The sequence below is a fragment of the Nordella sp. HKS 07 genome, from assembly GCF_011046735.1.
Lineage (GTDB): Bacteria > Pseudomonadota > Alphaproteobacteria > Rhizobiales > Aestuariivirgaceae > Taklimakanibacter.
In genome coordinates this window covers 3,418,572-3,431,957 of the sequence record NZ_CP049258.1, presented here as the reverse complement: position 1 = coordinate 3,431,957, position 13,386 = coordinate 3,418,572, and the positions used below count along the sequence as shown (strand labels likewise).

The 13,386-nt window shown below is 62.5% G+C and carries 13 protein-coding genes; 4 read left to right on the top strand and 9 right to left on the bottom strand.

All coding sequences use genetic code 11. From position 1 onward, the window contains the following. Positions 1 to 45 precede the first annotated feature (45 nt). Positions 46 to 951: a LysR family transcriptional regulator gene (locus tag G5V57_RS16085; protein WP_165168622.1), complete on the top strand. Its 906-nt coding sequence runs from the start codon at positions 46 to 48 to the stop codon at positions 949 to 951. A gap of 132 nt (positions 952 to 1,083) precedes the next feature. On the opposite strand, the gene G5V57_RS16080 is transcribed toward G5V57_RS16085, so the two are convergent. Genes G5V57_RS16080 through G5V57_RS16040 form a run of 9 tightly spaced genes read right to left on the bottom strand, consistent with a single transcriptional unit; the run spans position 1,084 to position 9,886 of the window. After that, a complete protein-coding gene (locus G5V57_RS16080) occupies positions 1,084 to 1,398 on the bottom strand; it encodes a nitrile hydratase accessory protein (protein WP_165168621.1) in 315 nt (104 codons plus the stop codon). A 52-nt stretch (positions 1,399 to 1,450) separates the two neighbouring features. Then, a complete protein-coding gene (nthB, locus tag G5V57_RS16075; RefSeq protein WP_165168620.1) occupies positions 1,451 to 2,119 on the bottom strand; it encodes a nitrile hydratase subunit beta in 669 nt (222 codons plus the stop codon). A gap of 11 nt (positions 2,120 to 2,130) precedes the next feature. Next, positions 2,131 to 2,745, bottom strand: coding sequence for a nitrile hydratase subunit alpha (gene nthA, locus G5V57_RS16070; protein WP_165168619.1), 615 nt, complete (start codon positions 2,743 to 2,745; stop codon positions 2,131 to 2,133). An 11-nt stretch (positions 2,746 to 2,756) separates the two neighbouring features. Then, entirely contained in the window at positions 2,757 to 4,142 is a 1,386-nt protein-coding gene (locus G5V57_RS16065; protein WP_165168618.1) for an amidase, read from the bottom strand. A gap of 5 nt (positions 4,143 to 4,147) precedes the next feature. Further along, on the bottom strand, positions 4,148 to 6,208 hold the full coding sequence (locus tag G5V57_RS16060) for a phenylacetaldoxime dehydratase family protein (protein ID WP_165168617.1): 2,061 nt from the start codon (positions 6,206 to 6,208) through the stop codon (positions 4,148 to 4,150). After that, positions 6,205 to 7,083, bottom strand: a complete 879-nt coding sequence (locus tag G5V57_RS16055; RefSeq protein WP_165168616.1) for a branched-chain amino acid ABC transporter permease — start codon at positions 7,081 to 7,083, stop codon at positions 6,205 to 6,207. The genes G5V57_RS16060 and G5V57_RS16055 overlap by 4 nt, the downstream gene beginning before the upstream one ends. A gap of 1 nt (position 7,084) precedes the next feature. After that, on the bottom strand, positions 7,085 to 7,798 hold the full coding sequence (locus G5V57_RS16050; protein ID WP_165168615.1) for an ABC transporter ATP-binding protein: 714 nt from the start codon (positions 7,796 to 7,798) through the stop codon (positions 7,085 to 7,087). Next, positions 7,795 to 8,562, bottom strand: a complete 768-nt coding sequence (locus G5V57_RS16045; protein WP_165168614.1) for an ABC transporter ATP-binding protein — start codon at positions 8,560 to 8,562, stop codon at positions 7,795 to 7,797. The genes G5V57_RS16050 and G5V57_RS16045 overlap by 4 nt, the downstream gene beginning before the upstream one ends. Positions 8,563 to 8,566: 4 nt before the next feature. After that, on the bottom strand, positions 8,567 to 9,886 hold the full coding sequence (locus G5V57_RS16040; RefSeq protein WP_165168613.1) for an ABC transporter substrate-binding protein: 1,320 nt from the start codon (positions 9,884 to 9,886) through the stop codon (positions 8,567 to 8,569). A gap of 194 nt (positions 9,887 to 10,080) precedes the next feature. Between G5V57_RS16040 and G5V57_RS16035 the strand changes: the two genes are divergently transcribed. From G5V57_RS16035 to G5V57_RS16025, 3 genes are all read left to right on the top strand, one after another. After that, complete coding sequence (locus G5V57_RS16035) at positions 10,081 to 11,115, top strand: phosphatidylserine/phosphatidylglycerophosphate/cardiolipin synthase family protein (protein ID WP_165168612.1); 1,035 nt, start codon at positions 10,081 to 10,083, stop codon at positions 11,113 to 11,115. 1 nt (position 11,116) lies between these two features. Continuing rightward, entirely contained in the window at positions 11,117 to 12,394 is a 1,278-nt protein-coding gene (locus G5V57_RS16030) for a hypothetical protein (protein ID WP_165168611.1), read from the top strand. A 145-nt stretch (positions 12,395 to 12,539) separates the two neighbouring features. Next, complete coding sequence (locus tag G5V57_RS16025; protein WP_206530274.1) at positions 12,540 to 13,358, top strand: class I SAM-dependent methyltransferase; 819 nt, start codon at positions 12,540 to 12,542, stop codon at positions 13,356 to 13,358. Positions 13,359 to 13,386: the final 28 nt, after the last annotated feature.

Here is a 13,386-nt window from a genome sequence, read left to right as displayed (position 1 = left end):
AGCAACAATATTCGCTTTGAGCTTTATCTAAGTGACTGTCCGGCGATGACCATCCCAAACATCAGCAATGTCGACCTCAAGCTCCTGCACGTGTTCATGACGGTGGCACGCAGCGGAGGCTTCGCTCTGGCTCAGACCGAATTGAATGTCAGCCAGGCGACGATCAGCATTCACATCAAGAACCTCGAGACCCGGCTCGGCCTGTCGCTCTGCCAGCGCGGACGCGGCGGTTTCGCGCTCACCGAGGACGGCCAGCGCGTCTATGACGCCACCAATGCCCTCTTCAATCATATCGAGGATTTTCGCAGCGTGGCGCTGGGCCACGACAAGCTTGTCGGCGAACTGCAGATTGCCATCATCGACAATGCCGTCTTCCATCGCAAATTCCAGCTCGGCGAGGCGATCGAGCGTTTCGGCAAGCTCAATCACTCCGTCGACTTCACCGTGCATGTGGCGCCGCCGAACAAGCTCGAGGAGATGGTCCTCGGCGCCCAGGCCCATATGGGCATCGGCTTCTTTCCACGCCGGCTGTCGCAGCTCAGCTATGCGCCGATATTCACCTCGCGGATGGAACTCTTCTGCGGCAAGAAGCATCCGCTCTACAGACTGGCGCCCGACAAGATCGACCTCGCGGGCATCGAGGCCGCCGAGCATGCCCAGCGCGGCTATGTCTCGGCCGATCAATTGCCCGAAAATGAGCGCAATCTCAAATTCACGGCCCGCGCCCACAGCATCGAGGGCCTCGCCCATCTCATCCTGTCCGGACAGTATCTGGCCTTTCTCCCGATCCACTATGCCGAGCAATGGACCGCGAAGAAGCAGATGCGCTCATTGCTGCCGGAGCTCTATGCCTATGAGTCGACCTATGAGGTGATCAGGCGGAAATCCGCCGCGCGCACGCCCGCTGAAATGAAATTTTACGACCTGCTCATGGCTATGGCCAGCGCGTGATCTGGAAAAGTGGCCTCCGGTTTTCCGTCCGATCACGCGCCAATTATAAGAGTTCGATCACGTTAATCATTTCAGGTCGACCGACCTGAAATGATCGTGATCTGTGAACAATTGAAAGAGGACTGACCTTCATCATTTGTGGATGAAGGCCAGAGGCTGCTGAGCGCTGCGGATATTGTCGACCACGGCACGCACATTTTCGATCTGCAGGTCGACTTCTCCGGCCGTGATCAGGCCAAGTGACAGAAGCGTTTCTTCCGCCGCTTCCAGCCAGGCATCGAAGTAGTATCTTTCGATGAGCTCATCGCTCGCGCTTTGACCCGAGTCATCATTGCGCGCGAGTGCCGCGACCAGCCGGGACTGGAAATCGGTCCACGGAAAATGACCGGCCTTCACCGACTCGACGATGAGCGCGAAGATCCGCGCCTGCCAAGGGGCCTGGAACAAGGGGGAATTCCCGTGACGTGGCAAACGGTCTTCGAATGCCGGGCGACAGTCTTCAAGCTGGCTCAAGATAGCTCTCCCACATATCTGCGTGAATCATGTCCTGGGCCTCTTCGGCGCTCCGTCCCCAGACTTCCCGCGCCGTGAAAGCGACGGTGTAGCAATGCTGCGGCTCCGCCCCCCTGCCCGCGGCCATTGCATCGGCGAACTGGAATACGCCATGACCGGCGACGATCTCACCCGTTCTGCCGCGCAAGTATCGCGGCGACCGCGTGTGGCCGGCGGGCGAATCCGTCAACATACGAACCCGGTCGCCCAACGCGAAGTGCGGCTTGCGCGTGTCGTCGGGAAAGCTCAGCTCCGCACCGGATTTGACGGCGGAGATGAGATTTTCCGGACCGATCTTCCTGTGGCGAGAGAGATCGACATCGAACAGCTTGCGTCCGGTGCGCAGCTCCTCCGCATTCACGAGGCCGGCCTCGATCAGCAAGGCTTCGGTGGCGACCATCCATTTCTCGAAATAATCGAGCCGCAGATAATCGACTGCCGGCATTCGCTCGATCGCCTGCCGGTGCTGGTCGGCGCCATAATGCGCGGGTCCGGCCAGAATCTCCGCGAGCGCGAAAGCGCGACGCTGCCAATCCGCCTTGAACACATAGTCGCCTTTTTTGATCGGGACCGGGCCGAAACCATGCATTCCGCCCAGATCATGTATTCCGTCCATGGATAGACCTCCTACAGAAGTGCGGTTCCGATCATGCCGTCGCGGGTGACGAGGGTAGCGAGCTGATCGGAGGTGAATGTTTCCGTATTGGCCGGGCGCTGAGGGAGCACCATGTAGCGAATCTCGGCGGTCGAATCCCAGACCTTGATCTCGACATCCGTGCCGAACTCGAGACCAAACTCTTTCAGGACGGCGCGCGGCTCGCGCACGACGCGCGAGCGATAGGCGGCGCCCTTGTACCAGGCGGGCGGCAGGCCAAGCACCGGCCAGGGATAGCAGGAGCACAGAGTGCAGACGATGACATTGTGCACGCGCGCTGAGTTCTCCACCACGCGCATATGCTCGCCCTGATAGCCCGTGAAGCCCATGGAATGGATGGCGGCGGTGCCGTCACGGAGCAGCCAGTCGTGGAAATCCGGCTCGAGCCAGGCCCGCGCGACGACCTTGGCGCCGTTGCGCGGGCCTGTCTCGCGCTCATAGTATTCGACTATACGATCGAGAGCTGCCGGATCGACCAGCCCCTTGGCGATCATCAATTCCTCGAGCGCCCTGACTCTGAGGCTCGCGCCCTGCTCCAGGGGATCATGGTCGTGATCATGATCGGCGTCATCGTGATCGTGCGGCATGCGTAGCCTCCTCAAGTATAACGGCGGCGCAGGCGCCGGACATTCATCTGCGCCGCTCTTGCCAGCGACCCATAATCGACGGTCACCGCCAATATATCCTCCAACTGCCGCGCAATAGCGAGCAACCTCTGATCGTTGTGGCGCGCGCCGACGATCTGGACACTCAGCGCGCGGCCATCCGGCAGTCGGGATGCCGGGATCGACACCACCGGATGGCCGGTATGGTTGAACATCGCCGTATAGCGGATCGTGGCCTCGAGGACAGATATCTCACATCCATCCAGGCGGACGGTTTCGACATCGCGATCCGGGGCATCGACCGGCAGGGTCGGCAGGATCAGTATATCGAGACCCGAAAACAGCCCTTCGACGGCATCTGCAACCTGCCGGCGCCGCGCCTGTGCCACGGCATAGTCTGCATCGCTCACAGTGCGGCCAAACTCTATCGCATCGCGGGCAATGTCTGGATGCGCCTGCCACAGGCCGGGAAACTGCTCCGTGTGATACTTGGCCGCTTCCCGCGTGACGGTGACCATATGCGAACCCATGATGGCGTCCGGAAGCGGCATCCGCACCTCGCGGACCGAGTGACGCGCTCTGGTGAGCGCAGACACGACAAGAGCCATGGCCTCTGCCACGAGCGGATCGGCGTCGCCGAAATAATCGGGTGAAACGCCGATCCGCAGACGCGTCGGCGTCTCAAACACCTCCCTGGGCAGCGGATCGAGCACGGCCTGAATCGCCTGCAGATCCGCGACAGTGCGTGCCAGAGGCCCGACATGGTCGCAGGATTGGGCCAGCGGGCGGACCCCATGCGCGCTCACCCTTCCCCATGTCGGCTTGAATCCCAACACCGAGCAACACGCGGCCGGAATGCGGATGCTGCCGCCGGTATCAGTGCCGATCGCACCATAAGCGAGCCCGGCGCAGACCGCCGCCCCCGCGCCGCCGCTCGATCCGCCGGCAATAAGGCCGGGCGCGATCGGGTTGATCACTTGGGGCGTGCGCGTACCGAAGGCGCCAGCGTCGGTCTCGAGGACGCCGACGACCACCGCGCCCGCTTGGCGCAACAGCGTCACGGCATCGGCATCGCGCTGGGGCCGGTAGTGAACGAGATGCGGGAGGCCGGCGCGGCATCTGGCCGGCGTCGTGTCGATCAGATCCTTCACGGCGACGGGAATGCCGTCGAGCGGCCCCCGGGCTTCGTTGCGCGCATGGCGGAGATCGGATTCCGCTGCCTCTCGCTCGGCGGTTTCGCGGGTCAGATCACTATAGGCACGAATGAAACGGTCGTCGCTGTCGATCCGGTCGAGAATCTCACCGAGTAGCTCCCGCGCCGAAACGTTCTTCGCGCGCAGGGCCCCGGCCGCGGAGACAAGGGTCAGGAAATGCGGCATAGGACCTACGCCCTGTTCAGGGCATTCAACATGCCGGTGCGGTCATGGCAGTTGAAATATTCGAAGGACTGGTCGGCGGCGCGGATCACACTCATCTCGTGATAGAGGCGCAGTTCAGCGTCTTTGAAGGTACGGTATTGCCGCGTGCCCGCCGCGAAGATTGCCAGATGACTGTCGGTCTTCACCCAGGCCTCGAGCTCAGTCAGGCTACGCCAGGCGCTGAGACTGTAGGTCTTGCCGCCCGCTCCCTCGAGGTTGAGGAGCGTCATATAGCGGTTAAAATAGCAGCCGACCTTCTCGCCCTGGTCGCGGATGAAGGCCATGCCCTCGTCGAGCTTCGGCTTGACCTGCTCGAGATAGAAGCTTCGCTCTTCGGCACTCGTATCGCTCCAGTCCTGGCCTGAGCGCAACAGGCACAGATTGTCGTGCGGCGTGACGACGACATGGCGCCGCAAGGTGTCGTTGCCGCCGGCGAGCTCGGCGCCCGGCTCGCCCCGTGCCGTCAGATCGTCGGTCTGGGCGCGCGGAATCCGGTCGCGCGCACTTCCCCAATAGCCATGCGTGTCGGTCATCCCGCTCATGACGTGCGCGATCTTCGCATAGCCTTCCGGATCAGGATGGGAGAAGGTCGTCTCGGTGTCTGAAATGGAGGGCGTGTAGCATTCGCGGAAGAAGCCGAGCTCGCCATCGAGGCTGGCGCCGGCGCGCCACCAGTCCGGAGCCAGGTTCGCGCGCCAGCGGTCATAGGTTTCGCGGCTGTCCCAATAACCGACGATAACGCTGTTGGTGCAGCCGCATTCGTCGACATATTCGGCGCGGTCCCAGAAGGCCGGACCGAAGGCCCCTTCAAATCCCTTCTGTTGCAACGCGATCGCCTGGGCGCTCTCAGGGGAGGCCTTGCTGAATTGCACGCCGAAGAAGGCCATCGGCAGTGCGGTCACAGCGCGGCTGAAGCGGGCGGAATAGGACGGCGTCGGCGGCACGAATCCTTCGGGTGCCGCGAGCGGGCGCGTGCGCGGTACCTGGAGATGCGACGGGATGGCCGGTTCGAGCCGGTTGGACGGTTCAGCTGACTTCGGTCGGCGGAATCTGTCAAGAAGCATGGCCCAGGCGCCGGCCAGACCCTTGGGCAGGAGCAGCACGAAGATCACCAGCACAAGCCCGATCAAGGTATTACGCACATCGCCCATGCTCTTGCCGACTTCCACCAGGATCATCATCAACGCGGCTCCGAAGATCGGTCCCCAGGTGGATTTGAGGCCGCCGACGATCACCATCGACAGGACGAACATCAGCGTCGAGAGCTCGAACAGGCTGGGACCGGCGAAGCGGAAATGCGCCGCATAGCCAGCGCCCGCGAGCCCGGTGAAGAAGGCAGTGACGACGAAGGCGATGATCTGGAATTTCGTCCGGTTGATGCCGCGCGCTGCGGCATAGGTGGCGCTGTCGCTGGTGGCGCGGAAAGCGAGGCCGAGCCTTCCATGGATCACAACAATCGAGGCGATGAAGGAAAGCGCAAAGATGGCGAGCACTGAGTAGTAGTTACCGATGATCCAGCTGCCCTTGAGCAGCTTGCGGAATCCCAGATCGGCGAACTGGGAGAAGCCGTTGGTGCCGCCGAAGAAGGGCGTGCAGGTGCCGCCGGTGGTGATGTAGCAGGCGGAATCGGTGATGATCAGCGTGTAGATCATATAGGCGATGGCGAAGGTCAAGAGCGCCACATAAGCGGCTGCAAGGCGCAGGCAAGCGAGCCCGATGAGCAGTGCCGCGACCGCCGCCGCGAGGCCCGCCACCGGCATCGACGCCCAAGGCGACAGGCCGAAATAGACCGCGAGCATGGCGACGGCATAGGAACCGATCGCGAAGAACAGCATCTGGCCCAGCGAGAAGACGCCGGCATGGCCGGTGAGCACGTTCCATTGCACTGCGACGGCCGCCCAGATGAGGAAGGTGATGATCTCGCCCAGCGCATAACGCTCAGTGATGACGAAGGGCAACACCGACAGGGCGGCAAGAAGAAGCACGGCGCCCATAAGATGGCGGACCATTTCACGGGAAGAGATCATGAGCGCACGACCTCCTGCTGCCCGAACAGGCCGGCCGGCTTCCAGATGAGGACGATGATGACGAGGAGCAGCATGACAGGAAAGCCGTAGCGGACGCCGAGATAATACTGGATCGCCGCCTCGAAGAGGCCGAGCGCCAGCGCCGCGATGCCGGCGCCGGTCACGCTGCCGAGGCCCGCCACGACGCAGATGACGAAGGCGCGCAGCAGCGGATTGGCGCCCATATCAGGCGAAAGGGTCGCCAGCGACGAGATGAGGACGCCGGCCGCTGCCGCCAGCACACCGGCGATGATGAGGACCTGAAGATAGGTGCGGCCCGCCTCGACGCCCATGAGCAGCGCCGCCTCACGGTTCATCGCGGTGGCGCGGATGGCGAGCCCGAAGCGGGTATGGGTAAGAAGCCAGGCGATGCCGCTGATCAAGGCGGCGGCGGTGACCAGGATGGCGACCGATTGATAGGTAACGGCGACCTCGCCGATGCGGAATACGCCCTCGATCTGGGCCGGCTGGCGAAACGGATAGGCGCCGTAATATTTGAGCAGGAGATCCTGCAGCAGGATGCTCACGCCGGCCGTGGCCACGATGATATTGACCTCGAAGCCTTCGGTTTCGAGCATGAAGCGCACGACGAGGAGATGCACGATGGCGCCAATGAGGCCGCCTGCGGCGAGACCTGCAAGAAAAGCCAGCGGCAGCGGCCATCCCCAGACGGAGGCGGCCGAATAGGTGGCATAGGCCCCGATCGCCATGAAGATTCCATGCGCCATGTTGAACATGCGCATGGTGCCGTAGGTCAAAGCGAGACCGACGGAGGCGAGCGCATACATGGCGCCGAGCGTCAGGCCGGTGATGAGGATCTGCAGTACGGCCTGCATGTCAGTTCCCGCCCAGATAGGTTTTGATCATGTGGCCCGAACGCAAGAGATCCGCGGCCGAGCCACTCCAGGTGAAGCGGCCGCCATCCATCAAATGGAAGGATGATGCCACCTTCGCAACACGGCCGGGATTCTCCTCGACGACCAGGATCGACTGGCCGCGCGCGGCGAGAGCCGACAGCGCGGCATAGATCTGCTCGATGATGAGAGGCGCCAGGCCCAGCGAAGGCTCGTCGATCATGATCAATTTCGCCTTGGCCATCAGTCCGCGGCCGATGCCCACCATGCGGCGTTCACCGCCCGACAGGCTGCTGGCGTGCTGGGCTCGACGCTCGTGGAGACGCGGAAACAGCTCGAACACCTCGGCCAGAGTGTGCCGGACCTCCGCCATCTCCTTGCGCACATAGCCGCCCATCATCAGATTCTCCTCCACCGTCATGCCGGCAAAGAGCTGGTCGCCTTGCGGGACGAGCACGAGGCCCGCTTGCGCGCGGCGAGGCGCACCATTTGCAACCGTGGCGCCGTCGAACTCGATCGCGCCCGACCAAGCCGGCAGCAGACCGGAAATCGTGCGCAGCAACGTCGACTTGCCATGGCCATTGGGCCCGATGATCGCGGTGATGCCGCCGCGCTCGATCTCGAAGCTCACATCATGCAGGACGCGGATCTGGCGATAGCCGGTCGTCAGGCCCTTGACCGCAAGAAGCCGGCTCATGCCGATGCCTCCATCGCGTCCGCTTCCGAGCCTAGATAGACCGATCGCACCAACGCATCCTTGGCGATACCGCGCGGCTCACCGTCATAGATGAGCTTGCCCTGATGCATGATGAGCGCTCGATTGGCGACCGCGGTGAGGAAGCGCATGACATGCTCGATGAAGACGATGGAGATGCCGCGGGCGCGCAAGCCTCCCATCAGCGCGATGAACTCGTCGACCTCCTTCGGCAGCAGGCCGCCTACTGGCTCGTCGAGGAGCAATATCTTGGGTTCATGCACAACCGCCGTCGCCACCATCAACTTCTTGCGTGCGAGCACAGGGATGTCGGACACCCGCCTCTCGGCGAGGTCCGCCAGTCCGAAAGCATCGAGCGAGGCCATCGCCCGGTCTCTGTCGGCGCGCCCGATCAGCAGTCCGGGCTTCGTCCGCCCGCTGCCATAGATGACCGCGGCCAGAATGTTCTGGAGCACGGTAAGGCCGCCGAAGCCGCTGGTCACCTGGAAGGTGCGCGCCATGCCGTCGTGGAACAGCCGGTAGGGCGCCCTGCCGGTGATGTCCTCACCGCGATAAAGGACCTGGCCCGAGCTGACCGTGATGAGCCCTGATATCAGGTCGAAGAAGGTCGTCTTGCCGGCGCCATTGGGACCGCCGATGCCGACGGTCTCGCCGGGAGCAATCACGAGATCGACGCCATCGACGGCGGCCAGCGCACCATAATGCTTGGCTACGTTGCGGCATTCGAGAAGCGGCGGACCAGACATGCCGTCACTTCATCCAGGCCGGCTTCTCGAATTTGGCAATGTCATAGGGCGACGGCGAGATGATATGCCCGTTCTCCGCCTTGTTCTTGATCTGGCTGAAGATGTGGGACATGCCGAGCGACGGGTCCTTGGTCTGCACCGGATAGGACAATGCCGCCTGGGTCGTCTGATCGAAGCGGATGACACCCATCGGGCAGCGGAAGATCATCGATTTGAGGCGCGCCGCGATCTTGCGGTTCTGCTCTTCCTCGTAAGGCACGCCCGGCCCTCCGGCGAGAGCGGCGGCGACCGCATAGAGATGCAACGCCGAATAGGTCTGGCCGCCGCCATTGGGCGAAGCCTTCTGGTCGTTGCGCGCCAGATAGGCATTGGTGAAGTTGCTGCCGATCTCATCCTGGAGCACACCGATATTGGTCGCATAGAGTACTCCGACCGAGGCGTCGCCGGCGATGTCGCGGAAGGCGGCGAGCGAGGCGCCATATTGCAGATAGACCAGGCTGTCGGTCGGATTGGTCAGGAACTGGATCATGAATTGCGCCTGATCCTGCGGGAAGAAATGCGTCACGACGATGAGCCCCGGCGGATTCTCCCTGAGCTTGGCGAGGGTCGGGCCCCATTCGGAAATCGGCGCCTGCACGGTCTCATAGAGAGAGAGCTCATAGCCATATTCGGCGGCCTTGCCCTCGATCGATTTGGCGATATTGATCGAATAGGTGATTGGACCGGTGATCAGCGCCAGCTTCCGGTTCGGCAGCTTGAGCTGGCCCGAGGTCTCGAGATGCTTGACGAAATCGAGATAAGCGAAACCATAATAGAGCTCCGAGGGACAATACATGAAGCAGCTCCAGTATTTGTCCGGCTCCTTGCTCACGAGATCGGTATGGGCGCGCGCCGTGTCGGCATGCAAATAGATGAGCGAGGCGCCCGAGGCCACGCCCTGAAGTGCTGTCTGCGAGCCCAGATTGTAGCCTGAGATCAGGACATTGGCATTGTGCTTGTCGACAAGTCTCTGGCCGGCGCTGATGATGACGTCGTCGCCCTTGGACTCGGTGTCCTCGAAGGCGAGCTGGATCGGACGGCCCAATACGCCACCTAGCGCATTGATCTCTTCCGCCGCCATTTCGAGGCCGCGCTTGAACTCGACGCCGTCGGCGGCGATGGGGCCGGTCAGCGGCAGAGGTCCGCCGACAATGACGGGTGAATTGTCTTGCGCGCCGGCCTGCAGGTTGAGGCCGGCGAGCAAAGCCAGCGAGCCGGCACCGGCTCCCGCCTTGGAGAGAAATGAACGACGCGACGTGACAGGCCCGTGTGATGCTTCAGTCATGTGTTCCTCCCGACTGCATCTGCTTTATTTGTTGCGACGGAGCCTAGCGGACGGCTTGTCTTTGAAAAATCCGAATGTAACAATATTCACTTAGAACTCACTCTAAGTAAGCAGCCAGAGGCGATTTGCCCGGCCTTATCCCGTCAATTATATAGGCCCCGGAGCGGCCCGAGGGGGCCCGGACAAAAGAGTGTATGACGCAAGTTTACTTTGGCGGCCCGGATCAACCGTCCGGCCATTTACGCGATCTGCTGGCCCGCCATGTGGACGCCGTACCCCAGGGCGGCGAAATCCTCTGGTCGACCTATTATTTCCGCGATCTCGCCTTGGCCGAAGCCCTCGTCCGCGCCAGACAGAGAGGCGTCACCGTCAAGCTCTGTCTGGAGGCGTCGCCGAAACTCGCCTCCGCCAACCAGCCCGTGCGCGAACGGCTCGCCTCCGCTGCAGGCTTGGGAGATAACTTCAAGGCCATCAAGCACCTCCTGCCGGCGCATCTTCATGAGAAAATCTACTACTTCAGCCACCCTTCCCCGGTCGCCCTGGTGGGCTCGTTCAACCCCTCCGGAAACACGCCGGAAGACGCGGACGTCATTCGCGAGATCGGCGATCAGGATCGTGGACATAATTGCCTCATTGCGCTCGAACATCCGGCGGCAGTAGCGAACCTCAGACGGCATGTCCTTTCGCTCCATGCCGGAGGCGGTGGTGTATCCGCCTATTTCGACCGACCTGCACGGTCGGACTACAAAAGCGAGCGGCTCAACATCTTTTATTATCCGCGCTGGGATTCCGCCATCGTCGCGCGGCTGATCGGCGGGCGGAAGTATCACCGGATCCGCATCGCCGCGTCGCATTTCCGCGACATGTCGCTCGCTCGTCTTCTCGCCCGCCAGGCGCAAGCGGGAACGTCCGTCACGGTGATCGCGCATGACACGCTGCGGCGCGTGCCGCGCCGGATCGAGGCCTTCGCCAAGTCCAATGGCCTGAGCTTCATCCGCTATGCGCATCCGGAAAATCTTCCGATGCATGCCAAGTTCATCCTGCTCGAGGCGGCAGGCTTCCGGCGCGTCCTGTTCGGCAGCATGAATCTCACTTTGACCTCGCGCTTCCTCAATAACGAGGTGCTGGTCGCGCTCGACGATGAGCCGGATATTTTTGCTGCATTCGAGGCCCGCTTCGCGCATATGCTGGCGGAAACCGCAAAATTCCAGAAGCTCTCCGAAGGATAAGATGGCCCTGCGTCACAAGCCGCGATCGGCGCTGCAAAGAAGCGGCTGGGTGCCCATTCCCTTCAACCGCACCATCCTGGTCTCGCTCGCGGGCCCAGCGGATCTCGACAGGGTCGAGCCGCTGCTCGCGGCGCTGCACCGCGAGCGCCTGTCCTTCCTGTTCATCCCAGGGGCCGAGGACGTGAAGCAGGCGCTCATCGCGCGTTTCGGCGACGACGCGGTCATCGCCCCGCCCTGGAACAATCGTCTGAGCAGCCAGGCCTTCCTGCTCACCTCGCGGGCACGCCTGCTCGTCACATTGGGCGCCATCGACGCCTTGCCGAAGAGCCTGCTGCGCGAGGCCTATCTGATGGGGATCGGCGTGGCCGCCGTCGCCGCCGACGAATCCGAGATCGACACTCCCGCGGCCGAGCTTCTCGGCTTCGTCGATCTGTGGCTGCCGCAAGCGCCTCCGCTCGAGGGGGTCTTGACGGCGAAAGGCGTGGCACCGGACCGGATCGCCGTCCTCGCAGATGCCTCATCCCTCGCTCCGCAATCCCCGGCGCTGAACCGTATCAATTTCCTGATGGCGCGGCGCCCGCCTGCCCGCAATCCGCTGCAGACGCTGATCGCCGGCTGGCTCGACAACTCGACCGGGCGACGCATTCTGGGCCTCAGGGCCGAGCGCATCGAGACTCTCACCGATCTCAAGGCCACGCTCAATCAGCCGCAGACGATCCTCTGCCTCGGCAACGGCCCCTCCTCCGAAGATCCGGCACTCGCCCAGCATCCCTATGACTGCCTGTTCCGCGTCAATCACCGCTGGGCCACGCGCGGCCTCTATGCCGATCCACAGGTCGTGTTCACCGGGCAGAAACGCACGCTCTTCGCCCTGCGCAGCAAGCCGATCTTCGCGTTCCAGACACGGCGGGCCGAGGCGCTGCTCGTTACGCATCAGATCTTCAATCCCTTCTGCCGGCACATGCGCTTCGTGACGCTCGAGCGCCTGGATATTCTGGGCGGGCTCGACTGGGACGGGGTGCGGCCCACCAATGGCGCGACCATGCTCGCCGCCGCCGTAGCGCTTGCACCGAAGCGGCTCGTCATTTCCGGCATCGATCTCTTCGAAGATCCCGCCGGCGCCTATCCGGGCGACACGGCGACGCCCAATGACTATGTCGTCGTCCATGAGCGCACGAGCGAGCTCGATTTCATTCTGGAGACGCTCGAGAAGTACGAAGGCGAGCTCGTCATCCTGAGCAAGCCGCTGGCGGAGAAATGGGAGGCTAGATCACGATGAGTTTGGATCGACACAATCCAGGCTCATCATAGTGACCCTAAGCGGACGCCGAGTTCGGTAGACTCGCCGCTCGCCCACGGCTAAAGTCACAATCTGTGCTTTTCGAATGAACCGCATGCGGTCATCACTCGCACATCGGATAACCATGACCACCCCACGTTACGTCCTCGGCCATTCCGATTTCGAACTTCAACGCTTGGCTCGCCAGGCGCAATTCCTCGAACCGACAACACGTGAGTATTTTCGAATCGCAGGCATGGCGCCGGGCATGCGCGTGCTCGATGTCGGCAGCGGGACAGGCGCCGTCGCCTTCCTGGCAGCCGAGTTGGTGGGTCCGTCGGGCGAAGTGGTGGGGACCGATGTTGCGCCAGCCGCGATTTCGATGGCGCGAAAAGCTGCCATGGCGGGTGGAAAAGCTCAAGTCTCGTTTCGCGAGGGCGATCCAGGCGAAATGGTGTTCGAGAGGGCGTTCGATTTTGTTGTTGGTCGCTATGTGCTGTGGGCACAAGCCGATCCGAGTGAAATGCTGCGCAAAGTCGCGAAGCACCTTCGGCCTGGCGGCGTAATCCTCTTTCATGAATTAGATTGGAGTTTCGTGCGCTCCGAACCGGCAGTGCCAACCTATGACCGTTGCTGCCGCTGGATCATCGAAACCTTTGACCACTCCAATGCCAGTCTGACCAACATGGTTACACGCCTGCACCGGGCGTTTCTGGTCGCCGACTTGCCTCCACCGACGATGCACATGCGGACAGTCGTCGGTGATGCGGTCAGTGCTGAGGCATGGCTTCGTGCCGTCGCCGAGATTGTTATAACTTTGCAGTCGGCAATGGAGCAGTACGGTGTCGCGACATCTGCCGATGTCGGTCCGGACACCATCGCGGATCGTTTGGTTCAAGAGGTCGCCTTCAGCAGGGGCATTGTCATAGGCCGCGCGGAAATCGGTGCATGGTCGCGGGTGTGAGGATTCGAGTATTGCTCGCCGGCACTCC

What these genes read in the sequence shown, in the direction of transcription:
- G5V57_RS16065 (WP_165168618.1), bottom strand. Translation starts at nt 4,142, where the DNA reads ATGCCGCATTTCCTGACCCTTGTCTCCGCGGCCGGGGCCCTGCGCGCG.
- G5V57_RS16025 (WP_206530274.1), top strand. Translation starts at nt 12,540, where the DNA reads ATGACCACCCCACGTTACGTCCTCGGCCATTCCGATTTCGAACTTCAA.
- G5V57_RS16060 (WP_165168617.1), bottom strand. Translation starts at nt 6,208, where the DNA reads ATGATCTCTTCCCGTGAAATGGTCCGCCATCTTATGGGCGCCGTGCTT.
- nthB (WP_165168620.1), bottom strand. Translation starts at nt 2,119, where the DNA reads ATGGACGGAATACATGATCTGGGCGGAATGCATGGTTTCGGCCCGGTC.
- G5V57_RS16030 (WP_165168611.1), top strand. Translation starts at nt 11,117, where the DNA reads ATGGCCCTGCGTCACAAGCCGCGATCGGCGCTGCAAAGAAGCGGCTGG.
- G5V57_RS16040 (WP_165168613.1), bottom strand. Translation starts at nt 9,886, where the DNA reads ATGACTGAAGCATCACACGGGCCTGTCACGTCGCGTCGTTCATTTCTC.
- G5V57_RS16055 (WP_165168616.1), bottom strand. Translation starts at nt 7,083, where the DNA reads ATGCAGGCCGTACTGCAGATCCTCATCACCGGCCTGACGCTCGGCGCC.
- G5V57_RS16085 (WP_165168622.1), top strand. Translation starts at nt 46, where the DNA reads ATGACCATCCCAAACATCAGCAATGTCGACCTCAAGCTCCTGCACGTG.
- G5V57_RS16045 (WP_165168614.1), bottom strand. Translation starts at nt 8,562, where the DNA reads ATGTCTGGTCCGCCGCTTCTCGAATGCCGCAACGTAGCCAAGCATTAT.
- G5V57_RS16035 (WP_165168612.1), top strand. Translation starts at nt 10,081, where the DNA reads ATGACGCAAGTTTACTTTGGCGGCCCGGATCAACCGTCCGGCCATTTA.
- nthA (WP_165168619.1), bottom strand. Translation starts at nt 2,745, where the DNA reads ATGCCGCACGATCACGATGACGCCGATCATGATCACGACCATGATCCC.
- G5V57_RS16050 (WP_165168615.1), bottom strand. Translation starts at nt 7,798, where the DNA reads ATGAGCCGGCTTCTTGCGGTCAAGGGCCTGACGACCGGCTATCGCCAG.